Genomic DNA, 23,357 nt, shown 5'->3' on the forward strand with positions numbered 1-23,357 from the left:
CGGCCAGGCTAGCCACGACCCCCGTGGCGGCATGCCTGCCGTGCGGGTGAACACCGCCACGCACGGTGACGCCGCCGGGCGCGTGTCGCAGCCGCCGACGGGGCGCTCGGGCTGGTACGAACCGGGGGTGCCCCGCGCTCACGACTACGCCGGACTGTTCGCCGCCGACGGCACCCGGACCCGCACCCGGAAGGTCGTCCCCGAGGTGCCGGCCGAGGCCGGTCTCGTCGTCGAGGACCCGGCCAGCGGGTTCTGCGGGGCGGTCGTCGAGGTCAGCGTGCGGGACGTGACGCTGGAGGATCGGAAGGGCCGGCGCCGGGTGTTCCCGATGGCGCCGGCCGGGTTCCTGTTCGAAGGGCGGCCGGCCACGCTCGTCGTGCCGAAACGGGCGCCGGCGGGACCGGTGCGCTCGGCGTCGGGCTCGGTCGCCGTCGTCGGCCACAAGGCGCGCACCGCCCGCGCGTCGCGGATCTGGGTGGAGGGCATCCACGACGCCGCCCTCGTCGAGACGGTGTGGGGGCACGACCTGCGCGTCGAGGGCATCGTGGTCGAGCCGATGCACGGCATGGACGACCTCGTCGCCGCCGTCCGCGACTTCGCCCCCTCGCCGCGGCGGCGGCTCGGCATCCTCGTCGACCACCTGGTGGCCGGCTCGAAGGAGACCCGGGCCGCCCAGCAGGTGATGGGGGAGAACGTGCTGGTCACCGGCCACCCCTACGTCGACGTGTGGGAGGCGGTGAAGCCCGCGACCGTCGGTATCCGGGCGTGGCCGCAGGTGCCGCGCGGCACCGACTGGAAGACCGGCGTGTGCGACGCGCTGCGGTGGGGCGAGCCCGCCGACGGTGCCCGCCGCGTGCTCGGCGCGGTGCGCAGCTACACCGACCTGGAGACCCCGTTGATCGGGGCCGTCGAGCGCTTGATCGACTTCGTGACCGAGATCGAGAAGTAGCCTGCACGCTGGGCGTTTTCTGGCAGGATCGGTGCATGTTGCCCGCCGCGATCTGGCTCGCGGCAGCACTGGTGCTCGCGTCGGCAGAGGTGCTGTCGGGCGAGTTCGTGCTGCTGATGCTCGGCGGTGGCGCGGTGGCGGCCGGAGTTGGTGCCCTGCTCGGGCTCAGCGTCGCCGCCAGCGCGCTGGTCTTCGTCGTCGTCTCGGTGCTGCTGGTGTTCGCGGTGCGACCGGCGCTGCGCCGCCGGCTCGACCGGGCCACCGGTGCTGTCGGTGCCCTGCACAGCGGCGCGCTCGTCGGTCGCACCGCGGTCGTCGTCGCGCGCGTGGACGACCACGGCGGCCGGATCCGCATCGGGGGCGACGTGTGGACCGCCCGCCCGCTCGAGGGGGGACACGCCATCGAGGAGGGCGAGTCGGTGATCGTCATGCGCATCTCGGGCGCCACGGCACTGGTCGTGCCGGAAGGCTGACCGCAGCGCAGCAACGAGGAGTACACCTGGGGTGACGCCACCGGCTCCCTGGGTGAATGATCACCCCGCTGATCCGGGGGACGTTCGAGGAGGACCGCGTTGGAAAGCTCTGTTCTGCTGGTCGTGGTGGTGCTGCTGGTCCTGTTCGTCGTCGTGGCGCTGGTCAGAGCCGTGCAGATCATCCCGCAGGCGACGGCTGCCGTCGTCGAGCGGCTGGGCAAGTTCAAGGCCGTCGAGGAGCCCGGGCTGGTGTTCCTCGTGCCGTTCGTCGACCGGATCCGGGAGCGGATCGACCTCCGCGAGCAGGTCGTGTCCTTCCCGCCGCAGCCCGTGATCACGAAGGACAACCTGACGGTCAACATCGACACCGTCGTCTACTACCAGGTCAACGACCCCAAGAACGCCGTCTACGAGATCGCGGACTACATCAACGGCGTGCAGCAGACCACCACCACGACGCTGCGCAACGTCGTCGGCGGGATGAGCCTGGAGGAGGCGCTGACCTCCCGCGACCAGATCAACACCGTGCTGCGCGGCGAGCTCGACGACGTCACCGGCCGCTGGGGCATCCGCGTCGCCCGCGTCGAGCTGAAGGCCATCGACCCGCCGCCGTCCATCCAGGCGTCGATGGAGCAGCAGATGAAGGCCGACCGCGAGAAGCGCGCCATGATCCTCACGGCCGAGGGCCAGCGGGAGTCGGCGATCCGCAGCGCTGAAGGGCAGAAGCAGAGCCAGATCCTCACCGCCGAGGGCCAGAAGCAGGCCGCGATCCTCAACGCCGAAGCCGACCGGCAGAGCCGCATCCTGCGCGCGCAGGGCGAGCGGGCCGCCCGCTACCTGCAGGCACAGGGGCAGGCGAAGGCCATCGAGAAGGTGTTCGCCGCGATCAAGGCGGGCAAGCCCACGCCGGAGCTGCTGGCCTACCAGTACCTGCAGACGCTCCCGCAGATGGCGCAGGGCGACGCCAACAAGGTGTGGATCGTGCCGTCCGACTTCGGCAAGGCGCTGGAGGGCTTCTCCCGCATGCTCGGCGCGCCCGGCGACGACGGGGTGTTCCGCTTCGAGCCGTCCGCGTCCGACGACACGGCGTCCAACCCGGCCGACGACGACGAGTCGGTGAAGGACTGGTTCGACACCGCGTCCGACCCGAAGCTCGCCCAGGCCGTCGCAGCGGCGGAGGCGCAGGCCCGGGCCGACGTGCCGGCGCTGGGGGCGGCGCCCGCCCCGATCCCGTCGTCCGACCCGGTGCCGCCGTCCGCCGCCGAGACCGACGAGGTCACCCGCAAGATCGAGCGGGCACGGGCGGAGAGCGCCACGCCGACCCCGCCGCGCGGGCTGCCGCCGGTGCCGCCGGCGCCGCACCCGCGGCCGAACCCGCAGGACGCCGGCCCGGCTCGTCCGGGCTACCCGTCGCCGCCCCCCAGCTGAGCGGACGCCGGACGGTTCGTGATCAAGGGCAGAACGTCGTGCGCAGAGATCAACTCGCGACCTTCTGCCCTTGATCACCGAACCGCCGCCGCGCTCAGTCCAGGCGGAACCCGTAGGGCAGCTCCAGGCGGTGCCGCCTCAGCAGCTCCGTGTCGCGCAGCAGCTCGTGCGTGGGCCCGTCGGCCACCACCACGCCGTCGTCGATGACGACGCTGCGCGGGCACAGCTGCAGCGCGTAGGGCAGGTCGTGCGTGACCATCAGCATGGTCGCGTCCAGGCCGAGGAGCACGTCGGCGAGCTCGCGGCGGGCCACCGGGTCCAGGTTTGCGGACGGCTCGTCGAGCACGAGGATCTCCGGGTCGCACGCGAGCACCGTGGCGAGGGCGACCCGGCGGCGCTGCCCGCCGGACAGGTGCAGCGGTGAGCGGTCGCGGTGCTCGGCCATCCCGACGGTCGCGAGCGCGGCGTCGACGCGGGCGGCCAGCGCAGCACCGGTGACGCCGAAGTTGGCCGGCCCGAACGCGACGTCCTCGGCGACCGTGGGCATGAACAGCTGGTCGTCGGGGTCCTGGAAGACGATGCCGACGCGGCGGCGGATCTCCTGCAGGTTCGCCGGCGCCACCGGCAGCCCGCCGACGGCCACGCTGCCGTGCCCCGCGGCGAGGATCCCGTTGAGGTGCAGCACGAGCGTCGTCTTGCCGGCGCCGTTCGGTCCGAGCAGCGCGACCCGCTCCCCGCGCTCGATGCGCAGCGACACCCCGAACAGGGCCTGGTGGCCGTCGGGGTAGGCGAAGGCGAGCTCGGTGACCTCCAGCGACGGGGCGAGGGCGGTCCCGGCGTCGGCCGTCGCAGGCTCGGCCGTCACGTGAGGACCCAGCCCGTGAGCGCGAGCGCGGCCGCCAGCACGGCCGGCGCGAGCCCGACCGCCCACTGCCGCGCCGTGGTGCGCTGGTCCGTGAGCTGCGGCATCCGGCCGGTCCAGCCCCGGGACAGCATGGCGAGGTGGACGCGCTCGCCGCGCTCGTAGGAGCGGACGAACAGCGTGCCGACGCCCCGGGCCGTGGCCCCGGCCTGCCAGAGGAACCGCGGATCGTGCCCGCGGGAGATCCGGGCGACCCGCATCCGGTGGCCCTCCCCGGCGATGACGTCGAGGTAGCGCAGCATCAGCGTGGCGATCGTCGTCACCAGGTGCGGGGCGCGCAGCCGCTGCAGGCCGAGCAGGAGGTCGCGCACCGGGGTGGTCGCGGCCAGCGTGAGCGACGTGAGCACCCCGAGCGTGCCCTTGGCCAGGATGTTCCACGCGCCCAAGAGCCCCGGCTCGGACAGGCTCATCCCCAGCCACTCGACGTACGGGCCGGCACCGGCGAAGGGCAGCAGCACCGCCAGCACCACGAACGGCGCCTCGATCAGGCTGCGCCGCAGCATCCAGCCGAACGGGACGGCCGCCACCAGCCAGATGCCGGCGAGCAGCAGCAGGTAGCCCGCGAAGACGCCGAACGCCTCCCGCGGCGTGGCGACGACGCAGCAGACCCCGACGACGGCCGCGACGATCTTGACCTCGGGCGGCAGCCGGTGCACGGGGGAGTCGCCCGGCCGGTGCAGCGGGTGGGCGTGCCCGGCGCCCATCTACGGGACGCGCCGGCGCAGGAGCCGGAAGAGCCCGGCGGCGACCGCCGCGCACACGAGCACCCCGATCACCCCGGCCACGCCGTTCGAGCCCGCCGCGCCACCGACCGCGTAGTCGGCGAGCGGACTGCCGGCGGTGGCGCTGTCGGTCGCGTGCTGGGCGATGCACGTGCCGTCGAGTTGCTCGTGGCCGTCGACCTGGGTCACCTGGCAGCCGTGCAGGGTGACGCTGTCCAGGCCGTCGGGCGCGGAGCTGGCGAGGTACGACAGGCCACCGGCCACGAGGAGCGCGACGAGCAGGAAGCCGGCGAAGAACCAGGTCAGCCGCCTGTCGCGGGTGGGCGCGGTCACGAGACGGTCCGCAGGGCCAGCGCGGGCGCGCTGCCGCGCAGGGCGTGGACGAGGTCGGGCCGGATCGCCGCGACGGCCGCCACCGTCGCGGCCGTGATCACGCCCTCGCCGATGCCGATGAGCGCGTGGAACCCGACCATCAGCCCGAACACCGTGCCCAGTGAGAGCCCGGCCGCGCCGCCGACCGCGTACTGCAGGACGAACCCGAGCGACGCGGCCACCGTGCCGAGGAACGCCGCGACGAACGCCGTGGCGACCAGGCCACCGCGGCCGCGCCGGGCCAGGCCGCGCAGCGCGACCACGACGCCGTAGCCGACGAACGTGCTGATCAGCGCCATGTTCGTGATGTTGGCGCCGAGCGTGGTCAGCCCGCCGTCGGCGAACAGCAGTGCCTGCACCGCGAGCACGATCGCCACGCACAGCGCCCCGACGTACGGGCCGACGAGCAGCGCGACCAGCGCGCCGCCGAGCAGGTGCCCGCTGGCTCCGGGAAGGATCGGGAAGTTGATCATCTGGACGGCGAAGACGAACGCCGTGACCAGCCCGGCCATGGGCGCCGTGCGGTCGTCGAGGTCGCGCCGTGCGCGCATGGAGCAGAACCCGACGCCGCCGACGGCGACGAGCCAGAAGAGCACGACCGCCGGCACGTCCAGCAGCCCGTCGCTCATGTGCATCGCTACGACGGTGTCGGTCATCCGACCTCCCCAGTGGTGACCGGGGAAGGCTAATGCTGACCCGATGCAATCGCCAATAATTGGCGACAAGACTCTCCGGGTGGACGGGCCGGCACCTGCTCGACCAGGCGGAGGGGGTCAGCCCGAGAAGCCGATGGCGATGTACTTGGTCTCGAGGAACTCCTCGATGCCGATCCGGCCGCCCTCCCGGCCCAGCCCCGACTGCTTGATGCCGCCGAACGGCGCCGCGGGGTTGGAGACCAGGCCGGTGTTGAGCCCGACCATGCCCGCCTCCAGCCGCTCCGCCACCCGCAGCGCGCGGTCCAGGTTCTCGGTGTACAGATAGCTGACCAGCCCGAACTCCGTGTCGTTCGCGGCCGCGAGGGCGGCGTCGTCGTCGTCGAACACGGAGATGGGGGCGACCGGGCCGAAGATCTCCTCGGTGCCCAGGCGGGCGTCGAGGGGCACGTCCTGCAGGACGGTCGGACGGTAGAAGTAGCCAGGACCGTCCACCGCCTCGGCGCCGACGACGACGGACGCGCCGCGGTCGACCGCGTCGCGCACCAGGCCGTCGACCTTGTCCCGACCCTTCCCGTCGACCAGCGGCCCGACCTGCACGCCTTCCTCGGTGCCGCGCCCGACGGTCAGCGCGCCCATCCGCTCGGCCAGCTTCTGCGCGAACGGCTCGGCCACCGAGCGGTGCACGAGGAAGCGGTTGGCCGCCGTGCACGCCTCGCCCATGTTGCGCATCTTCGCCTGCATCGCGCCCTCGACGGCCTTGTCCAGGTCCGCGTCGGCGAACACCAGGAATGGGGCATTGCCGCCGAGCTCCATCGACGTGCGCAGCACCTTGTCGGCGCACTGCTCCAGCAGCAGCCGGCCCACCGGCGTGGAGCCGGTGAACGAGAGCTTGCGGGCGCGCCCGTCGCGGATCAGCGGCTCCATCACCCCGCCGGCGTCGGACGTGGTGACGATGTTGAGCACGCCCGGCGGCAGCCCTGCCTCGGTGAGGATCGCCCCGATCATCTGCATCGACAGCGGGGTGAGGTCGGCCGGCTTGATGACCATCGCGCAGCCGGCGGCGACCGCCGGGCCGATCTTGCGGCTGCCCATGGCGGCGGGGAAGTTCCACGGCGTGACGAACAGGCAGACACCGACCGGCTGCTTGTGCACGAGGAAGCGGCTCGCCCCGTTCGGCGCGACCGCGTACCCGCCGTCGATGCGCACCGCCTCCTCGCCGAACCAGCGGAAGAACTCCGCGGCGTAGGCGATCTCGCCCTTCGCCTCGGCGAGCGGCTTGCCCATCTCCAGGGTCATCAGCAGTGCCAGGTCGTCGGCGCGGGCGGTCATGATCTCGTACGCGCGTCGCAGGATCTCGCCGCGCTCGCGCGGTGGCATCGCGGCGAAGTCCGCCTGCGCGGCGACGGCGGCATCGAGAGCGGCCATGCCGTCCTCGGGTGTGGCGTCGGCCACGTTGCTGAGAGGTTTGCCAGTCGACGGGTCCTCGACGGTCAGCGTGCGGTCACCGGTGGCCGATCGCCACTCGCCACCGATGAACAGGCCGGTCGGCGTGGCCTCGACGACGCGGTTCTCGTCCTGGGGGGTGAGGGAGTTCGCCATGGGCCGATCCTCGCATCGCCCGAACTGCTCTGCACGGGACCGATGAATTCGGAGGTTTCTGTCGGTCTGCATCCCTAGATTGGGAATGGAACGACCGACGAGACAGCTGAGGTTCCCGTGACTGACCAGACCACACACTTCGACGAGGGGGCGGCGCCGGTGTCCACGGCGCCGCGGAGCGAGGTGGCCGACACCGGGGCCGACACCGGCGCCGACACCAAGGCCGGTGCGATGCCCCGCCGCGACGTCATGATCATCGCGGTGCTGCTCGTCTCGACGTTCGTCGTGATCCTCAACGAGACGATCATGAGCGTCGCGCTGCCGGTGCTGAAGGACGACCTGCACGTCGACTTCAGCCAGGTGCAGTGGCTGACCTCCGGCTTCCTGCTCACCATGGCCGTGGTCATCCCGGTCACCGGCTTCCTCATCCGGCGGATGCGCAGCCGGGTGCTGTTCGTGCTGGCGATGTCGCTGTTCAGCGCGGGCACGCTCATCGCGGCGCTGGCGCCGGCGTTCGAGGTGCTGCTGGTCGCGCGCGTCGTGCAGGCGAGCGGCACCGCGATCATGATGCCGCTGCTGATGACCACGGTGATGACGCTCGTGCCGGTGCAGCGACGCGGCGCCGTGATGGGCAACATCGGCACCGTCATCTCGGTGGCGCCGGCGATCGGTCCGGCCCTCTCCGGGCTGGTGCTGAACTACTTCGGCTGGCGAGCCATCTTCCTGCTGGTGCTGCCGATCGCGCTCGCCGCGCTCGTCTTCGGCATCAAGCAGATGATCGACGTGGGGGAGCCCGAGTACGTGCGGGTCGACCCGATCTCGGTGGTGCTCTCCGCGCTCGGCTTCGGCAGCCTCGTCTACGGGCTGAGCTCCTTCGGCCACGTCGGCGACGCGGGTGGCGTGCCGGGCTGGGTTCCGATCGTCGGCGGCCTGGTCGTGCTCGTCGCCTTCGTGGGGCGGCAGTTCCAGCTGCAGCGCACCGACTCGGCGCTGCTCGACCTGCGCACGTTCCGCTCTGGCGGCTTCACCGTCACGTCGGTGCTGATGATGCTGATGATGACCACGCTGTTCGGCGCGATCATCCTGCTGCCGATCTACATGCAGACGGTGATGGGCCTCAGCACCCAGACGTCCGGCCTGTTGCTGCTGCCGGGCGGTCTGATCATGGGTCTGCTGGGCCCGTTCGTCGGCCGGCTCTACGACCGCTTCGGTGCCCGCCCGCTGCTGGTGCCCGGCATGATCGCCACGAGCCTGTCGCTGTGGTCCACCACGCTGTTCACGTCGCAGACGGGCGTCGCGCTCCTGTTGACGTTCCACATCCTGCTGTCGATCGGTCTGGCGTTCGTGTTCACGCCGCTCTTCACCTCCGGCCTGGGCTCGGTGGAGCCGCGCTTCTACTCGTACGGCAGCGCGATCTTCGGCACCACGCAGCAGCTCGCCGGCGCGGCGGGCGTGGCACTGCTGGTCAGCATCATGAGCGCGCGGTCGGCCACCGTCGCGGCGACCGGTGCTCCGGTCGTGGAGGCCACCGTGGCCGGCATCCACAGCGCGTTCCTGGTGGCGGCCATCCTGTCGCTGGTCGGGATCGTCGGCGCCTTCTTCGTCACGACGCCGGCGCAGCCGGAGGGTGCGCCCGCAGGTCACTGAGCCGGCGTCACGCGAGCTCGTCACTCTCCGCAGCCACCCTCGCTCCGGTGCCTCCGTCGAGAACGAACTTGCGGTGATCAACAGGCCCTGTTGATCACCGCAAGTTCGTTCTCGACGAGGTCCGGGGGCGGGGGCTGTCACCGGGTGTGGGCGACTCGACGGGGCCGGTGAGCTCGGCCTCGTCGATCACGGTGTGCTGCACGACGTGGTGCAGGATGAGCGGGTGAGCCTGCCAGCGCTGGTACCGCCGCCGACCGAGCTACCGCCCCGCGCAGCGGATCTGCGCGCGTCTGTCCGGGAGTTCCTCGCCCAGGAGCTCGCGAGCGGCGCCTGGACCCCGCGCGCGGACGTGTGGCTCTCCGGCTGGGACGAGCGGTTCTCCAAGGAGCTGGCCCGCCGCGGATGGCTGGGCATGACGATCCCGACCGAGTACGGCGGGCACGGCGCGTCCCCGCTGGACCGGTACGTCGTCACCGAGGAGCTGCTCGCCGCCGGTGCGCCGGTGGCCGCGCACTGGGTGGCCGACCGGCAGATCGGCCCGTCGCTGATGCGGTTCGGCACGGAGGAGCAGCGGCAGAAGTTCCTGCCCGGCATCGCCGCGGGCGAGATCTACTTCGGCATCGGGATGAGCGAGCCGGACTCCGGCTCCGACCTCGCGAGCGTGCGCTCGCGCGCGGAACGCGTCGACGGCGGCTGGGAGCTGACCGGCACCAAGGTGTGGACGTCGGGCGGGCACAAGGCCCACGCGTTCTTCGCGCTCGTGCGCACCTCGCCGCGCGACGAGCAGAACCGGCACGCCGGGCTGTCGCAGCTGATCGTCGACCTGCGCGCCCCGGGCGTGACGGTGCGCCCGATCCCGCTGCTCACCGGCGCGCACCACTTCAACGAGGTCGTGTTCGACAAGGCGTTCGTGCCCGACTCGATGGTGCTCGGGGAGATCGGCAACGGCTGGCAGCAGGTCACCAGCGAGCTGGCGTTCGAGCGCAGCGGCCCGGAGCGGTTCCTGTCCACCTACCCGCTGCTGGCCGCGCTGGTGGGGGAGCTGCAGGGGGCGAGCGTCGACGCCGGCACGCGGCGGGCGGTGGGCTCGCTGGTCGCGCGCCTGTGGACGCTGCGCGGGATGTCGCTCGCGATCGCGGGCGCGCTGGAGTCCGGGCACGCGCCGGAGCTCGCCGCCGCCGTCGTGAAGGACCTGGGTACGCGCTACGAGAACGAGGTGATCGACGCGGCACGGCTGCTGGTGTCGATCCCGCCGGATCCGGGAGCCGAGGGCGGGTTCGCCCGCCTGCTCGCCGACTCCGTGCTGCACGCGCCGGGCTTCACCCTGCGCGGAGGGACCAACGAGGTGCTGCGCGGCATCGTGGCGCGGGGACTGGGGCTTCGATGACGACGATGAACGACGACCTGCTCGACCTGGCGACCTCGGTCTTCGCCGCCGCGGACGCTGACGGCGTCGGGTTCGACGCCACGCTGTGGGACACCCTGACCGAGACCGGACTGGCGCGGCTGACGCTGCCCGAGGAGGTCGGCGGCAGCGGGGCCGGCTTCGCCGAGTCGGCGGTCGTGCTCGCCGCGGCGGGTGAGCACGCCGCGCGCGTCCCGCTTGTGGAGACCGACCTGCTCGCCGGCTGGCTGCTCGCGTCGGCGGAGATCCCACTGCCGGACGGCCCGCTCACCGTCGCCACCGGCGACCTCGACATCGCCCGCACCGAACGGAGGGCCGCGGGGGTCCTGCGCCGGGTGCCATGGGCCCGCGCGGCCGCCGGCATCGTCATGCTCGCCGGCGACTCGGTGGTGCTGTTCGACCCGGCCGGCCTGGAGATCGCCGACGGCGCCAACGTCGCCGAGGAGCCGCGCGACACGGTCACCGTCGACGCCGCGGTCACCGCGGCCGGCGTCGGCGACCGCGCGGGCGCCGAGCTGCGACTGCGGGCCGCGTTCGGCCGGGCGGCGCTGCTGTCCGGGGCGGCGAGCGGCGCGCTCGCCGCGGCCGTCCAGTACGCGGGGGAGCGGGTGCAGTTCGGCCGGCCCATCGGCCGGTTCCAGGCCGTGCAGCAGCAGCTCGCGCTGGCCGCCGCCGAGGTGGCTGCGGCCCGGTCGGCCGTCGCGGTGGCCGCCCGCACCGTCGACGCCGACGGCTTCGGCGCCGCTTCCGCCACGCTCGCGGTGGCCGCCGCGAAGTCGCGGGCGAGCGAGGCCGCGGGCGTGGTCGCGCGCATCGCGCACCAGGTGCACGGCGCCATCGGCTTCACCCGCGAGCACCGGCTGCGCCACACCACCACGCGGCTGTGGGCCTGGCGGGACGAGGACGGCTCCGAGGCCGAGTGGAACGAGCTGATCGGCGGTCTCGCCATCGGTTCGGGTTCTGCCGAACTCTGGTCGTTGGTCGCCGGAACGCCGTAGCCTCCCGCCGGTGGGGGCAGCCGGGGGCGAGCGGGTCGGGCGCTTCCGGGTGGTGTCCCGCCTCGGCCTCGACGTCCTGCTCGGTGAGGACGAGAACGGCCGGCAGGTCGTCGTGCGCCTGCTGCCCGGCGTCGGGCCGGAGCGGTTCCGCCAGGACGTGCGGCGCGCCGCGGCGGCGCCGCCGTGGTTCGCGGCGCCCGTCCTCGACGCGGACCCGGACGCCGACCCGCCGTGGATCGCGACCGCGCACGTGCCCGGTCCGACGCTCGCCCGGTACGTCACCGAGCACGGGCCGCTGGGCGACGAGGGCGTGTTCGCGCTCGCGACCCGCATGCTGGACGGGCTGGTCGCCCTGCATCGCGCCGGCGTGGTCCACCACCACCTCGACCCGGGGACGGTCGTGCTGGCCGACGACGGCCCGCGCGTCACCGACACCGGCCTGACCGGGCTGCCGGCGACCCCCGGCTACCGCGCGCCGGAGGCCGACGGGCCCGGCGCGGGCGCGCCCGTCGACATGTACGCGCTCGGCGCGCTGCTGGTGCATGCCGCGACCGGCCGCGCCCCGGTCGTCGACCCGACGGGCGAGCCGGACCTCACCGCGCTGACCGGACGGGTCCGCGACGGTGTGCTGGGCTGCCTGCAGGCGGACCCGACGCTCCGTCCCACGGCGGCGCAGCTGCGCGAGTACCTGCTGGCCGGGCTGGAGGAGGAGACGCCGCCACAGGAGCCGGAGATCGTGCCGGGGATCGGTCAGGACATCGCGACCGAGATCGCGGCCCACCGGGCCGCTGCGGGCCTACCCGGTCCGCCGTCGACCCCGGGCTGGGAGCGGACCCGTCCGGCGCGGCGGGTGCCGGTGGTGGCGGGGATCGCGCTGGTCGCAGCGCTGATCGCCGGCGCGTTCCTGGTGGTGCTGGGGCTCCGCGACAACGCGCGGCCCGCCGGCCCCGGGCCGGCGGTGGCGGCCGTGCCGACGTTCACGCCACCGCACTCGCGGACGACCGCCCCGGGGACGAGCGCGCCGCCCGCCGACCCGGCCGCTGACGCCGTGGTCGTCGACGCGGGCGCCGACCCGCGGTTCACCGCGACGCAGGCCCGGTTCGTCTCGCCGTCGCGCAACATCACCTGCACCCTGACCGACGGGCGGGCGCGCTGCGACGTCGTCCAGCGGGAGTGGACGGAACCGCCGCCGGCCGGCTGCGCCACGGACGCGACCGGGGCGCAGCTCACCGGCACCGGCGCCGTACTGGCCTGCGGTCCGGCGCCGGCGGCCACGGGTGCTGTTCTGGAGTACGGCACCGGCGTCCGGCTCGGCGACCTGGTCTGCGCGAGCCAGGAGACCGGGATGGCGTGCCGGTCGGCGTCCGGTCACGGGTTCCGCGTCTCCCGGGGGAGCGTCAGCCTCTATTGAGGGCGGCCAGCTTGCGGAAGTCCCAGCTCGTGATCTTCTCCGGGGTCAGGCGGAGCCACGCGTGCCGTCCGTCGCGGACGATGTGGCCGCCCGTGTAGCGGTCGGCGAACGCCTGCTCGGGCCCGTCCAGCTCGGGGCAGGGTTCGCCGGTCCGCGGCACCTCCCCGACCACCTCGACGCGCCCGCGCAGCTCCACGCCCCGCAGCTGCGAGTAGTCGGCGCCGCCGGCGTCGACGACGACGGCGATGCGCGGGTCGCGTTCGAGGTCGGTCCAGCGCTGGCTCCGGGACAGCGATGTGAGCCACAGCGCGCCGCCGTGCCACAGGTACCAGAGCGGGGTGGCGTGCGGGCCGTTCCCGCCGATGGTGGCGACGCGGCACACCTTCTCCTCGTCGAGGAAGGCGTCGACCTCCTCCGACGTCATGGCGATGGACCGGGACCTGCGCTGCTCCTTCATGATCGGACCGTAGCCCGACCGATGCGTTTCGGCGCGCGGCGTGGTCTACACCGGTATGAGGATCCCTGCGAACGCACTGCCCCCGGTCGTCGACGAGGAGAAGTGGGCGGCCGAGCTCGCCGCGCTGCGCGACGAGGAGAAGGCGCTGACGAAGGCGCGTGACGCGCTGGCCGCGAAGCGGCGCCGCCTGCCGATGGTCGAGTTCCCGCGGGCCGCGGAGTACCGCTTCACCAGCGACGGGCCGGACGCGAACCTGCTCGACCTGTTCGAGGGTCGCAGCCAGCTGGTGGTCTACCACATGATGTACGTGGCGGACGGCTGGTGCGTCGGATGCAGCATGTTCGCCGACTCGGTCGGCGCCGTCGAACCGCTGAACGCGCGCGACACCACGCTCGCGTTCGTGTCGGAGACGCCGTGGGAGCGCCTGGGGCCGCGGCGCACCGAGATGGGGTGGCGCGTCCCGTTCTACTCGTGCTGGGGCACCACGTTCCCGCAGGACACCGGCACGACCGTGGACGAAGGCTTCGGCCTCTCGGTGTTCCTGCGCGACGGGGACCGGGTCTACCGCACCTACTTCACGCGGGGTCGGGCCACGGACGCGCTCGGCAACCACTGGCAGTTCCTCGATCTCACCCCGCTGGGCCGGCAGGAGACCTGGGAGGACAGCCCGGAGGGTCGTCCCCAGACCGAGCCGTACCAGTGGTGGCGCTTCCGACAGGACTACTGAGCTACTGCTCGAGGATCCGCTTCAGCGCGGCGAGGTCCTGCGCGTTGGCGCGACGCATCGCGGCCGCCATCACCGGTGCGCCGATGCGCGCGAACCCGCTGGGCGTCCCGCGGTTGCGCAGGGTCATCCGGGTCGCGGCGGCGCCCTCGTCGTCCCAGGTGTAGGTCGTCTCCATGGGGAAGGGGCCTTCCGCCGTGCTCATGACGAGCCGCCGGCCGGGGTCGAGCTCCCGGATCTCGTACGTGTAGGCGAGTCGCCGTCCGAGGAAGTGGGCGACGAACGCGATCCGGGAACCCACTCGGGCGGGCGGCTCGGTCCGCCACTCGACGGCGACGATGTTGCGGTACCACCGCGTGACGTTGTCGGGGTCGCTCGCGAACGCGGCCACCTCGTCGCGCGGGCGGGCGATCACGATGCTGGTCAGCACGTCGACGCCGGTCATCCGAGCAGGATGGCACTCAGCGCCACAGCCGGGCACTCGCCGGCCGCGCTCCTTCGGCCAGCGCGCGGAACTTCTCCCACACGACGCTCGGGTGCACCTCGGGCTTGAACGAGGCGCGGGAGGAGAACCCGCAGTCGGCGCCGGCGATGACGTTCTCGCGCCCGACGAGCCCGGCGTACAGCTCGATCGTGTCGGCGATCAGGTCGGGGTGCTCGACGTAGTTGGTGGCGTGCCCGATCAGGCCGGGGATGAGCACCGTGCCGTCGGGCAGTGGCAGGTCGCGCCAGATCTTCCACTCGTGCTGGTGGCGCGGGTTCGCCACCTCGAACGAGTACGCGCCGGCGTTGATCCGCAGCATCAGCGGCGCGATCTCGGCGAGGTCGAGGTCGTGGATGCGCGGGCCGTGGTTGAGCCCGTAGCAGGTGTGCAGCCGGATCTTCTCGCGCGGGATGCCGCGCAGGGCGTGGTTGAGGATCTCGATGTGCTGCTCGGCGTCGGCGCGGCGCTGCTCGGGTGTCGTCGCCGGGTTCTCCGACAGGTACTCGATCAGCCACGGGTCGTCGATCTGCAGCAGGAACCCGGCGTCGACGATGCCGAGGTACTCCTCGCGCAGCGCCTCGGCGACGGCGGAGAGGTACTCGCCCTCGCTCGGGTAGAAGGCGTTGCGGCCGAACCCGGACGGGCTGGTGGAGGGCAGGAACGCCTCCGTCACGTCGTGGCCGGCCAGCGCGGACCGCAGGTTCGCGATGTCGGTGCGCAGCTGGTCGTGCCCGACGTAGGACACCGGGCCGGTGCACACCATGGTCGTCATCGGGCTGACCTGCTCGGTGTACTTGCCCAGGTAGTCGGCGTAGTAGCCGGGGAACGCGTCGATCTCCACCTGCCACGACGGCGGCATCAGCTTCTCGCCGGCGCTCGCGTCGAAGCCGGCCAGCCGGTCCTTCACGTAGGTCAGGAAGCTGACCTTGCTCATCTCGCCATCGGTGACGACGTCGAGGCCGGCGGCGACCTGCGCGTCGACGACCTCGGCCACCGCGTCGGTGACCAGCTTGGGGAACCCGTCGACGTCGTAGGGCCGGCCGTGCTCCTTCTCCCGCATCTGTTCGAGCAGGGGACGTGGCCGGGCGAGGCTGCCGACGTGCGTGGTGAGGATCCGGTCGGTGCTGCGCTGCATGTCCCGGGGACGGTAGGGAGCGTGCGGGCGGGTGCGCCAGTGCAGCGTTCCCGGGACGCGAACGGCTCGCGGTGGCCGTCGACGGTCCTGCGGTGGCGCCCTACGATGTCGCCACGGGCACGTTCGTGCTGGTCGAGCTGGACGTCGGCCGCGATGATCGAGAAGTACGGGGAGCGGTGGCAGCTGTGGACCATCTGTACCCTCGGGTAACCCCCGTTCGGGTGCGTCGTTGAGCCCGACGTGACCCGCCTGCGCCGTCCGGTTGCCGCTTCCTTCACCGTCGCCGTGGCCGCGCTCGCGGGCCTCGTGCTGTCCACCGCGCCCGCCGGTGCGGCCGAGACCGGGCGGTACGTCGCGCTCGGCGACTCGTACGCGTCCGCCCCGCTCGTCCCGGTGCAGACCGGGCAGCCGGCCGGGTGCCTGCGCTCGACGCACAACTACCCGTCGCTGGTCGCCAAGGGACTCGGCATCACCGACGTCCGCGACGTCACCTGCGGCGGCGCCACCACGAAGGACATGACGTCGGCGCAGCCGGTGACCGGCGGCTCGAACCCGCCGCAGCTCGATGCCGTGACCGTTGACGCCGCGCTGGTCAGCGTCACGATCGGCGGCAACGACATCGGGTTCGGTGAGATCATCCAGCAGTGCGCGACCCGTTCGCCGCTGAAGCCCACCGGTAGCGCCTGCAAGGACTTCTACACCTCGGGCGGCACCGACCAGCTGGCGCAGCGGATCGAGCAGACCGCCCCGAAGATCCGCGCCGTCCTCTCCGGCATCGCCGACCGCGCCCCCGATGCCAAGGTCGTCGTGGTCGGCTACCCGGCGATCCTGCCCGACAGCGGGCCCGGCTGCTTCCCCGTCGTGCCGTTCAGTCCGGGTGACGTGGCGTACCTGCGCAGCACGGAGAAGGCGCTGAACGCGATGATCGCCGACGAGGCGGGCTCGGCCGGCGCGGTCTTCGTCGACACCTACACGCCGTCGATCGGCCACGACGTGTGCCAGGTGCCCGGCACCAAGTGGATCGAGGGGCTCGTGCCGACCGCGCCCGCGGCGCCGGTGCACCCGAACTCGCTGGGCACCGCCGGCCAGGCGGCCGCCGTGCTCGACACCCTGGGCGTCCGGGCCTGATCAGGCGCCGGCGAGCACCGTCGCCGGCGGCTGGAACTTCAGCTGCCGGGCCATCGCGCTGGTCGCGGCCGCCTGCGGGACGAGCCGGAGCAGGAGATCGCGTGCCCGTGCCCGCGGGCCGTGCAGGCCCAGCACCCGGTGCGCCTGCTGCGCCGCGGCCAGGATCTCGGTGACCCGCGGTACGCGCAGGGCGCTGTAGTGCTCGAGCGCGGCCTCGGCGTCGGTCGCGCCGGTCAGCACCGTCTGCAGTACGGCGGCGTCCTCGAACGCCTGGCCGCCGCCCTGCCCGATGTCCGGGGTCATCGCGTGCGCGGCGTCGCCCAGGAGCGCGATCCGTCCCTGGTGGAACGCCGTCAGCGGCCGGGCCAGCTGCGCGGTCTCCGTCACGTGGACGACGTCCGCCGGTGTGCTGGTGATCAGTTCGGCGATCATGGGGTGCCAGTCGGCGCGCCGCTCCGCCAGCCAGCGCAGGCGCTCCGCCGGATCGGTGGGCGCAGGGCCGATGACGGGCTCGCGCCACGTCGCGTACCAGTAGACCCGGCCGTCGGCCATGTTCAGCGCGCCGGACCGCTCGCCGGTGCGGTGGTCGAGGAACTCCCCGAAGACCGCGCCCGCCGGCGTGTGCTCGGCGATCGCCCGCGCGGCGATCTCCCCTGATCCGACGAGCCCGGGGTGGTCCGGGAACAGCAGCTCGCGGGCGGCGCTCCTGGTGCCGTCCGCAGCGATGACGACGTCGCCGGCGATCGTCGTGACGTCGTCGACGGGCGCGTCGGTGAGGATCGTCCCGTCGGGCAGCGCGGTGGCGAGCAGCCGGTGCAGCCAAGGGCGCGGCACGACCGCGAACGGTGCGCCCGTGCGGGCCAGCAACGCGGCCTGGTCGGTGGCGACGAGCGGGCGGCCGTGCCGGTCGCGCAGGCCGGTGCGGCCGGCGGGGGCGGCGCGGTCCCGCACGGCGTCGCCGAGCCCGAGCCGGTCGAGCGCCAGTACCGCGTTGGGCAGCAGGCCGATGCCGGCGCCCTTCTCGCGCAGCTCGGGCGCGCGCTCGAACACGGTGACGGCGTGCCCGGCGCGGTGGGCGGCGACGGCGGCGGCGAGGCCACCGAGCCCGGCGCCGACGATCGTGACATCCATGGCGACTCCTCTACAGGCGTAGAGGAAGGTTAGCATGAATCTCTACGGATGTAGAGGAGGGCTCGGTGGTAGATCGCCGCACGGAGATCCTCGACGCGGCCCTGTCCGTGCTCGCCGCGGACGGGATGCGCGGGCTCACCCACCGCGCCGTCGACGCCGCCGCGGGGATCGCCCCGGGCAGCACGTCGTACTACTTCCGCACGCGCGCGGCGCTGGTCGCCGGGTGCGTGGACCGGCTGGTGCAGGTCGACCGGGAGCTGGCCGGCCCGCAGGTGGTGGCTGGCGACCTCACCGGGTTCCTCGACCTCCTCGTCGCCGTCGGGGAGGTGATGGCGAGCCGGGAGCGCATGCGCACGCTCGCGCGCTACGAGCTGAGCGTCGCGGCGATGCACGACGACGGCCTGCGCGCGCTGCTGGGGGAGGGGAGCACGGCGGTGGCACGGCTGGCCGCGAGCGTGCTGGCCGAGCTGGGCGCGACCGACGCGGAGCGCTCGGCGCGGGACGTGCTGGCTGCGTTCGACGGCGTGCTGTTCTCGTCGATGGTGCGGGGAGAGGCGCGGGTCGGGGCGCAGCTGCGTGCGGTGGTCGGCCCGGTGCTCGCGGCCCAGCCCGGCCTGGGCGGCTGAGCCCCGCACTTCGCAGAGGCGAGGTGGTCCTCGCAGGAGGTCGAACCTCTGCGAGGACGTCTCAACGTCTGCGAGGTCGGATCCTGGTTGGGGTGCTACGACGCGATCGCGGAGCCGGTGGTCGGTGCCGGGGCGTCGACCGGTTCGGCGATCAGCCGGAGCATGAGGCGGTCCTTGGCGCGGGCGGCCGAGTCGGCGTCGAGCCCGGCGGGGCGCAGTCGGGTGAGCGCGGTGACGATCGCGCGCTCGCGGTCGGTGTACGCGGCGGTCGAGCTGTCCGGCGGGTCGGTACCGGTCATGGTGCCACTCCTTCCGCGACCGATTTCCTCGTGCTCACAGTGGAGCGCTATTACGCACAGCATCGCATCAATAACCGAGAGTTGCCACTCGATCGTGTGACAACCACGGCGCGCCCCGGCGGTCCTGGGAAATGACACGCATGCAATTCGTGACCGTTCCGAGACCCGTGACCCGACCGGGTCACGCGGCCCGCCGGGTCACCGCTCGTCGTAGCCGTCGACCACGCGCGGGGTGAGGGGGAAGTGCACGGGTGTGTCGCCGAAGAGCCGCCGGCCCGCGACCGCGGCCGCCGCGCGCACCGCCGCGACGACCGCGTCGGCCTCCTCCTCGGGCACGTGCAGCAGCACCTCGTCGTGCTGGAAGAACACGAGCTGCGCCGGGCTCCCCGCCGCCCGCAGCGCCGCACGCAGCTCCGCCAGCAGCACCAATGCCCACTCCGCCGCCGTGCCCTGGACGACGAAGTTGCGGGTGAAGCGGCCGCGGGCCCTGGCAGCGGCCGGGGTGGCCAGCGCCCCCGCCGGCGGGCACGTGCGGCCCAGGTGCGAGCGGACCAGGCGCCCGGCCTCCCCGTCGCGGGCTGCCCCGTCGACGAAGGCCATCGCAGCCGGGAACCGCAGCCGCAGCCGGGCCACCAGCTCGCCCGCCTCCCCGGAGGTGCCGCCGTACATCGCGGAGAGCAGGGCGAGCTTCGCCTTGCCCCGGTCACCGCCGAACTCCCGGGCGGCCAGCGTCGTGTACAGGTCGTCGACGCCCGGGGCGAGCCCGTGCTCCCCGGAGAGCGCGGCCAGGATGCGCGGCTCGAGCTGGGCCGCGTCGGCGACGACGAGCTTCCACCCCGGATCGGCGCGCACCGCCGCCCGCACCGCCTTCGGGATCTGCAGGGCACCGCCGCCGCGGGTCGCCCAGCGGCCCGTCACCACGCCGCCGACCACGTACTCCGGGTGGAACCGGCCGTCGCGCACCCAGGTGCGCAGCCACGACCAGCCGTGCGCGGCGTGCAACCGCGCCAGCTCCTTGTACGCCAGCAGCGGGCCGACCGCCGGATGGTCGATCCGGCGCAGCTCCCACGACCGCGTGCTGCCCAGTTCGTGGCCGGCCCGCCCGAACGCACGCAGCAGCTCGGCCGGCGAGTCCGGGTTCACCGGCCGCCCGAACGCCGCGCTCACCTCGTCGGCCAGCGCGGCGAGCTTCGGCGGGCGCCCGCCGTGCGCCGGGCGCGGCCCGAGCAGGTCGGTCAGCAGTGCGTCGTGCACGTCGGCGCGCCACGGCAGACCCGCAGCATGCATCTCCCCGGCCACCAGCGCGCCGGCCGACTCCGCCGCGGCGAGGAGCCGCATGCCCGCCGGCGCGGCCGCGAGCGCGCGCTGCTGGGCGGCGTGCACCGCGACGATGTCGGCCAGCTCGTCGCTCGGCCCGGTGTCGAACAGGCCCTCTGCATCGTCCTCCGCGAGCGGCGGCGGATCGGGCTCGGGCTCGCGGCCGGCCAGTCGCGCGGACGCTGCGGCCAGCCCGTGCGGCGCCCCTGACTGCCCGTCCGCGGCCACGAGCAGGCCTTCCACGAGCTCGACGTCGTGGTTGCGGGCCACCGACACGCCCGCGGCGAGCAGCCGCCGGTAGCTGTGCTGGCGGGCGAGCACCCAGCGCGGGGCGTGGCGGCGCTCCAGCTCGGCGACCTCGTCGAACGTCGCGGTCTCCGCCGGGCCGGCGGGCGCACCGGCCTCGGTGAGGCGCCGCAGCCGCACCGGCCCGTCGCGGCTGCCCGGATCCAGGGCGATCCTCACGACCGCCACCGGTACGGCGGCAACCGCCACAGCAGGCCGCGCTGCGGTCCGCCCCGCAGCTCCTCGGGACCGGCGCCGACCTCGGCCAGCACGTCGTTCGCCGCCAGCACGCCGGTGGCGGCCGCCCGTTCCATCAGGCCCGTCAGGAACGGGGTGGCGACGTGGTCGCCAGCCAGCCGGACGCCGCGGGCTCCGCCCGTGACCTGCAGCCGTGCGCCGGCGGTGCCGGGCGGGAACGCCGGTGCGGTGGCGCCGAACTGCTCGTGGACGGCGAGGACGCGCCCGGCCGCCGTCTCCGGCCACAGCGCGGCCAGCTCGGCGCGCATGCGGGCGGTGGCGGTGGACGCGTCGGGCGCCGACGTGGCGTAGGAGTGCAGCTCCAGCACGCAGCCGCCGGTGCGTGCGGCCCACTCGACGCTCGGGCGCTCCAGCCGGGAGTAGACGGCGACGGAGTCGAGCGTGGCCTCCCGGCTGACCGCCGAGAACGCCGCCCGGTCCGGGGCGACGTCGCGGTCGAGCCACAGCCTGCTCACGGCGAACGGGGCAGCGACCTGCAGCGCGGCGGCCCGGCGGGCCAGCACCGAGCCGGCGAGACCGGGGGAGGCTGCGACGAGGGCGCGCAGCGCTCCCGGGTCGAGCGCGAGCACGAGGTGCCGGGTGCGCAGCGGCTCGCCGGCGACGTGCACGTTCCAGCGGTGCCCGTCGGCGGGGGAGACCTCGGTGACGGGCGCGCCGGTCATGACCCGCGCACCGTGCTGCTCCAGGTGGGCGGCCAGCGGGGTCCAGATCGCGGTGGCGTGGTCGGTGACGGGCACGTCGAAGCCGATGCCGTGCGGGTTCGCGACGAAGTAGTAGTGGAACATCGCGATCAGCTCGGCCGCCGACAGCGTGGCGGGATCGGCGAAGAACGACCGGGCGAACGCCTCGAACAGCATGCCGACGGCGCGGTCGGAGAGGCGCAGCGCGGCGAGGAACTCCGCCGCCGTGACGTGGTCGAACGTCGCGGTCGTGCGCTCCCGCTCGTACGCGAGCAGCTCCGTGGCCAGCCGCTGGCGGGAGCCCAGCAGGTCGCGGAGGCCGAGGCTGGGGGAGCGGGCGAACAGGGCGAGCAGGTTCCACGGTGCGCGGGCCGGCAGCCCGTCGAGGTCCTCCGCCGGCCACTGCCGGGAGATCACCGGGTAGCTGCCCGCCGGGGCCAGGAACCCCAGCTCCGGATCGGCGCGGCGCAGGATCGCCCGCCAGACGTGGTAGTGCCGGAAGAAGGCGTGGAAGCCGTGCTCGACGACCTGGGTGCTGCCGTCGGGCAGGCGGTGCGGCCAGGCGCCGAGCCGGCCGCCGAGCGTCGGGGCGGCCTCCAGCAGGGTGACGGCCACCCCGCGCTCCGCCAGCACCACGGCGGCGCTCACCCCGGCGATGCCGCCGCCGACGACGACCGCCTCCGTGCCCTGCGGCGCCTGCCGGGAAACCCTCGGATCAGCGGCGACGAGGACGGTGCCGGCCGCGGATCGCACGGGTGTGACCCTACGGGCGGGCACCGACGGGAATGGTTCGGGCTGCTCCGCGTTGGGACGATCATGGCATCCACACCCGTACTGGGCCGCTACGGAATCTGGCAGAGCGCCGCCGATCTCACGCCCGAGGTCGCGCAGGAGATCGAGCGCGCGGGCTTCGGCACCGTGTGGATCGGCTCGTCGCCGCCGGCCGACCTCGACCTCCCCGAGCGGCTGATCGCCGCCACCGACCGGCTGACCGTCGCGACCGGCATCGTGAACATGTGGGCGACCGATGCCGCCGAGGTCGCGAAGTCCTACCAGCGCATCGAGGAGCGCCACCCGGGCCGGTTCCTGCTCGGTGTCGGCATCGGGCACCCGGAGGCCACCGCGGCCTACCGCGACCCGTACCGCACGATCGTGGAGTACCTCGACGTGCTCGACGCCGCCGGCGTGCCCCAGGAGCACCTGGCGCTGGCCGCGCTCGGGCCGAAGGTGCTGAAGCTCGCGGCCGAGCGGACGGGCGTCGTGCACCCCTACCTCGTCACCCCGGAGTACACGCGCGAGGCCCGAGCCCTGCTCGGCCCCGACGCCGTGCTCGCCCCCGAGCAGAAGGTCGTGCTGGAGACCGACGTCGAGCAGGCCCGCGCGCTGGCCCGCGGCCGCGTCGCCAACCCGTACCTGCACCTGCGCAACTACATCGCCAACCTCAAGCGCCTCGGCTGGAGCGACGCCGACCTCGCCCCCGACGGCAGCGACGCGCTGATCGACGCCCTCGTCGCGCACGGCGACGCCGAGACCGCCGTCCGCGGCCTCACCGCGCACCTCGACGCCGGCGCGGACCACGTGTGCGCGCAGGTCGTGGTGCCGCAGGGTGCGGACCTGGTCCCGCCGATCCGCGCCCTGGGTGCGGCCCTGCCGAGATGAGTCGCTAGACGGCGGCCTTCCGGGCACGGAAGGCCGCCGTCTTCACACGGTTCTGGCAGGTGGTGGAGCAGAACCGGCGGGTGCCGTTGCGGGAGGTGTCGACGTAGGCCCGGTCGCAGTCGGGCGCCGTGCAGATGCCCAACCGCTCGATGGACGGGTTGCCGATCATCACGGCCAGCCCGGTCGCCATCGGCGCGACCCAGCTGATCGGCGGCGGGGCGTCGGCGGCGTGGAAGTGCAGGTGCCAGGGCTCGCCGTCGTGCCGGGCGAGGGTGGGTCGGGCCTCGGTCTCGATCAGCAGGTCGTTGACCCGGCGCGCGGCGTCGTCGACGCGGCCCGCGTCGACGTCCTCGATCACGGCGCGCAGCTTCGTCGCGAGGTCGGCGATGCGGGCGGCGTCGGCGTCGTCGACGAGCTCGCCGTCGCCGTCGAACCGCATGCCGACGGTGAGCGCCTCGGTGACCGCGGCGGTGAGCTCCTTGCCGGCCAGCGCCACGACCGGCCGGCCGCCGCGGCGGCCCGGGGTGACCCCGTTGATCAGGGCGATCGCCGAGTTCACGACACCGTCGATGTGACTGTCGAATTCCACTTG

The 23,357-nt window shown here is 73.7% G+C and carries 24 protein-coding genes; 11 read left to right on the plus strand and 13 right to left on the minus strand.

Translation table 11 applies throughout. The annotated features are described in order from the left end of the window. Window positions 1-31: 31 nt before the first annotated feature. The 3 genes from ACQEVB_RS26495 to ACQEVB_RS26505 all read left to right on the plus strand — a co-directional run bounded on the left by ACQEVB_RS26495 (window position 32) and on the right by ACQEVB_RS26505 (window position 2,850). The gene (locus tag ACQEVB_RS26495; RefSeq protein WP_432976501.1) at window positions 32-949 is read left to right on the plus strand and encodes a DUF3097 domain-containing protein; all 918 of its coding nucleotides are present in this window, start codon (window positions 32-34) and stop codon (window positions 947-949) included. 35 nt (window positions 950-984) lie between these two features. Continuing rightward, a complete protein-coding gene (locus ACQEVB_RS26500; RefSeq protein ID WP_432976504.1) occupies window positions 985-1,422 on the plus strand; it encodes an NfeD family protein in 438 nt (145 codons plus the stop codon). A 99-nt stretch (window positions 1,423-1,521) separates the two neighbouring features. After that, window positions 1,522-2,850, plus strand: coding sequence for an SPFH domain-containing protein (locus ACQEVB_RS26505; RefSeq protein WP_432976507.1), 1,329 nt, complete (start codon window positions 1,522-1,524; stop codon window positions 2,848-2,850). Window positions 2,851-2,944: 94 nt separating this feature from the next. Here the strand turns inward: ACQEVB_RS26505 and ACQEVB_RS26510 are convergent, their stop codons facing one another. The 5 genes from ACQEVB_RS26510 to ACQEVB_RS26530 all read right to left on the minus strand — a co-directional run bounded on the left by ACQEVB_RS26510 (window position 2,945) and on the right by ACQEVB_RS26530 (window position 7,121). After that, on the minus strand, window positions 2,945-3,715 hold the full coding sequence (locus tag ACQEVB_RS26510; RefSeq protein WP_432976510.1) for an energy-coupling factor ABC transporter ATP-binding protein: 771 nt from the start codon (window positions 3,713-3,715) through the stop codon (window positions 2,945-2,947). Then, complete coding sequence (cbiQ, locus tag ACQEVB_RS26515) at window positions 3,712-4,476, minus strand: cobalt ECF transporter T component CbiQ (protein ID WP_432976513.1); 765 nt, start codon at window positions 4,474-4,476, stop codon at window positions 3,712-3,714. Before cbiQ ends, ACQEVB_RS26510 begins: the two co-directional genes overlap by 4 nt. Further along, window positions 4,477-4,827 (minus strand): PDGLE domain-containing protein, encoded by a 351-nt coding sequence (locus tag ACQEVB_RS26520; protein ID WP_432976516.1) that lies wholly within the window; start codon window positions 4,825-4,827, stop codon window positions 4,477-4,479. Next, window positions 4,824-5,522, minus strand: a complete 699-nt coding sequence (locus ACQEVB_RS26525) for an energy-coupling factor ABC transporter permease (protein WP_432976519.1) — start codon at window positions 5,520-5,522, stop codon at window positions 4,824-4,826. Before ACQEVB_RS26525 ends, ACQEVB_RS26520 begins: the two co-directional genes overlap by 4 nt. 117 nt (window positions 5,523-5,639) lie before the next feature. Further along, a complete protein-coding gene (locus ACQEVB_RS26530; protein ID WP_432976522.1) occupies window positions 5,640-7,121 on the minus strand; it encodes an NAD-dependent succinate-semialdehyde dehydrogenase in 1,482 nt (493 codons plus the stop codon). A 117-nt stretch (window positions 7,122-7,238) separates the two neighbouring features. Between ACQEVB_RS26530 and ACQEVB_RS26535 the strand changes: the two genes are divergently transcribed. The 4 genes from ACQEVB_RS26535 to ACQEVB_RS26550 all read left to right on the plus strand — a co-directional run bounded on the left by ACQEVB_RS26535 (window position 7,239) and on the right by ACQEVB_RS26550 (window position 12,582). Continuing rightward, a complete protein-coding gene (locus tag ACQEVB_RS26535) occupies window positions 7,239-8,768 on the plus strand; it encodes an MDR family MFS transporter (RefSeq protein ID WP_432976525.1) in 1,530 nt (509 codons plus the stop codon). A 223-nt stretch (window positions 8,769-8,991) separates the two neighbouring features. Further along, window positions 8,992-10,155, plus strand: a complete 1,164-nt coding sequence (locus ACQEVB_RS26540; protein WP_432976528.1) for an acyl-CoA dehydrogenase family protein — start codon at window positions 8,992-8,994, stop codon at window positions 10,153-10,155. Window positions 10,156-10,160: 5 nt separating this feature from the next. Continuing rightward, window positions 10,161-11,171: an acyl-CoA dehydrogenase family protein gene (locus ACQEVB_RS26545; RefSeq protein ID WP_432976531.1), complete on the plus strand. Its 1,011-nt coding sequence runs from the start codon at window positions 10,161-10,163 to the stop codon at window positions 11,169-11,171. 10 nt (window positions 11,172-11,181) lie between these two features. Next, window positions 11,182-12,582: a serine/threonine protein kinase gene (locus ACQEVB_RS26550; RefSeq protein ID WP_432976534.1), complete on the plus strand. Its 1,401-nt coding sequence runs from the start codon at window positions 11,182-11,184 to the stop codon at window positions 12,580-12,582. On the opposite strand, the gene ACQEVB_RS26555 is transcribed toward ACQEVB_RS26550, so the two are convergent. Further along, on the minus strand, window positions 12,569-13,039 hold the full coding sequence (locus ACQEVB_RS26555; RefSeq protein WP_432976537.1) for a pyridoxamine 5'-phosphate oxidase family protein: 471 nt from the start codon (window positions 13,037-13,039) through the stop codon (window positions 12,569-12,571). The two genes, ACQEVB_RS26550 and ACQEVB_RS26555, sit on opposite strands and share 14 nt — an antisense overlap. A gap of 55 nt (window positions 13,040-13,094) precedes the next feature. Here ACQEVB_RS26555 and ACQEVB_RS26560 point away from each other — a divergent pair, with 55 nt between their 5' ends. Continuing rightward, window positions 13,095-13,766: a DUF899 family protein gene (locus ACQEVB_RS26560; protein ID WP_432976540.1), complete on the plus strand. Its 672-nt coding sequence runs from the start codon at window positions 13,095-13,097 to the stop codon at window positions 13,764-13,766. 1 nt (window position 13,767) lies between these two features. On the opposite strand, the gene ACQEVB_RS26565 is transcribed toward ACQEVB_RS26560, so the two are convergent. Further along, window positions 13,768-14,208 (minus strand): SRPBCC family protein, encoded by a 441-nt coding sequence (locus ACQEVB_RS26565; RefSeq protein ID WP_432976543.1) that lies wholly within the window; start codon window positions 14,206-14,208, stop codon window positions 13,768-13,770. A 16-nt stretch (window positions 14,209-14,224) separates the two neighbouring features. Beyond that, complete coding sequence (locus ACQEVB_RS26570; RefSeq protein ID WP_432976546.1) at window positions 14,225-15,382, minus strand: cobalamin-independent methionine synthase II family protein; 1,158 nt, start codon at window positions 15,380-15,382, stop codon at window positions 14,225-14,227. Window positions 15,383-15,622: 240 nt separating this feature from the next. On the opposite strand from ACQEVB_RS26570, the gene ACQEVB_RS26575 reads away from it, so the two are divergent. Further along, window positions 15,623-16,510: an SGNH/GDSL hydrolase family protein gene (locus ACQEVB_RS26575; protein ID WP_432976549.1), complete on the plus strand. Its 888-nt coding sequence runs from the start codon at window positions 15,623-15,625 to the stop codon at window positions 16,508-16,510. Here the strand turns inward: ACQEVB_RS26575 and ACQEVB_RS26580 are convergent, their stop codons facing one another. Beyond that, window positions 16,511-17,641 carry an FAD-dependent monooxygenase gene (locus ACQEVB_RS26580; protein WP_432976552.1) on the minus strand — a complete coding sequence of 377 codons (1,131 nt, stop codon included), beginning with the start codon at window positions 17,639-17,641 and terminating at the stop codon, window positions 16,511-16,513. Window positions 17,642-17,706: 65 nt separating this feature from the next. Here ACQEVB_RS26580 and ACQEVB_RS26585 point away from each other — a divergent pair, with 65 nt between their 5' ends. Continuing rightward, entirely contained in the window at window positions 17,707-18,267 is a 561-nt protein-coding gene (locus ACQEVB_RS26585) for a TetR/AcrR family transcriptional regulator (RefSeq protein WP_432976555.1), read from the plus strand. Window positions 18,268-18,362: 95 nt separating this feature from the next. Here the strand turns inward: ACQEVB_RS26585 and ACQEVB_RS26590 are convergent, their stop codons facing one another. The 3 genes from ACQEVB_RS26590 to ACQEVB_RS26600 all read right to left on the minus strand — a co-directional run bounded on the left by ACQEVB_RS26590 (window position 18,363) and on the right by ACQEVB_RS26600 (window position 21,859). Then, window positions 18,363-18,566 (minus strand): hypothetical protein, encoded by a 204-nt coding sequence (locus ACQEVB_RS26590; protein WP_432976558.1) that lies wholly within the window; start codon window positions 18,564-18,566, stop codon window positions 18,363-18,365. A gap of 198 nt (window positions 18,567-18,764) precedes the next feature. After that, window positions 18,765-20,348 carry a bifunctional 3'-5' exonuclease/DNA polymerase gene (locus tag ACQEVB_RS26595; protein WP_432976561.1) on the minus strand — a complete coding sequence of 528 codons (1,584 nt, stop codon included), beginning with the start codon at window positions 20,346-20,348 and terminating at the stop codon, window positions 18,765-18,767. Further along, window positions 20,345-21,859, minus strand: a complete 1,515-nt coding sequence (locus tag ACQEVB_RS26600) for an FAD-dependent oxidoreductase (RefSeq protein WP_432976564.1) — start codon at window positions 21,857-21,859, stop codon at window positions 20,345-20,347. Before ACQEVB_RS26600 ends, ACQEVB_RS26595 begins: the two co-directional genes overlap by 4 nt. A gap of 63 nt (window positions 21,860-21,922) precedes the next feature. Here ACQEVB_RS26600 and ACQEVB_RS26605 point away from each other — a divergent pair, with 63 nt between their 5' ends. Further along, window positions 21,923-22,765, plus strand: coding sequence for an LLM class F420-dependent oxidoreductase (locus ACQEVB_RS26605; protein ID WP_432976567.1), 843 nt, complete (start codon window positions 21,923-21,925; stop codon window positions 22,763-22,765). A gap of 4 nt (window positions 22,766-22,769) precedes the next feature. On the opposite strand, the gene ACQEVB_RS26610 is transcribed toward ACQEVB_RS26605, so the two are convergent. Beyond that, entirely contained in the window at window positions 22,770-23,324 is a 555-nt protein-coding gene (locus tag ACQEVB_RS26610; RefSeq protein WP_432976570.1) for a CGNR zinc finger domain-containing protein, read from the minus strand. Between the last annotated feature and the right edge of the window lie 33 nt (window positions 23,325-23,357).

Source organism: Pseudonocardia sp. CA-107938 (genome assembly GCF_050936315.1).
Lineage (GTDB): Bacteria > Actinomycetota > Actinomycetes > Mycobacteriales > Pseudonocardiaceae > Pseudonocardia.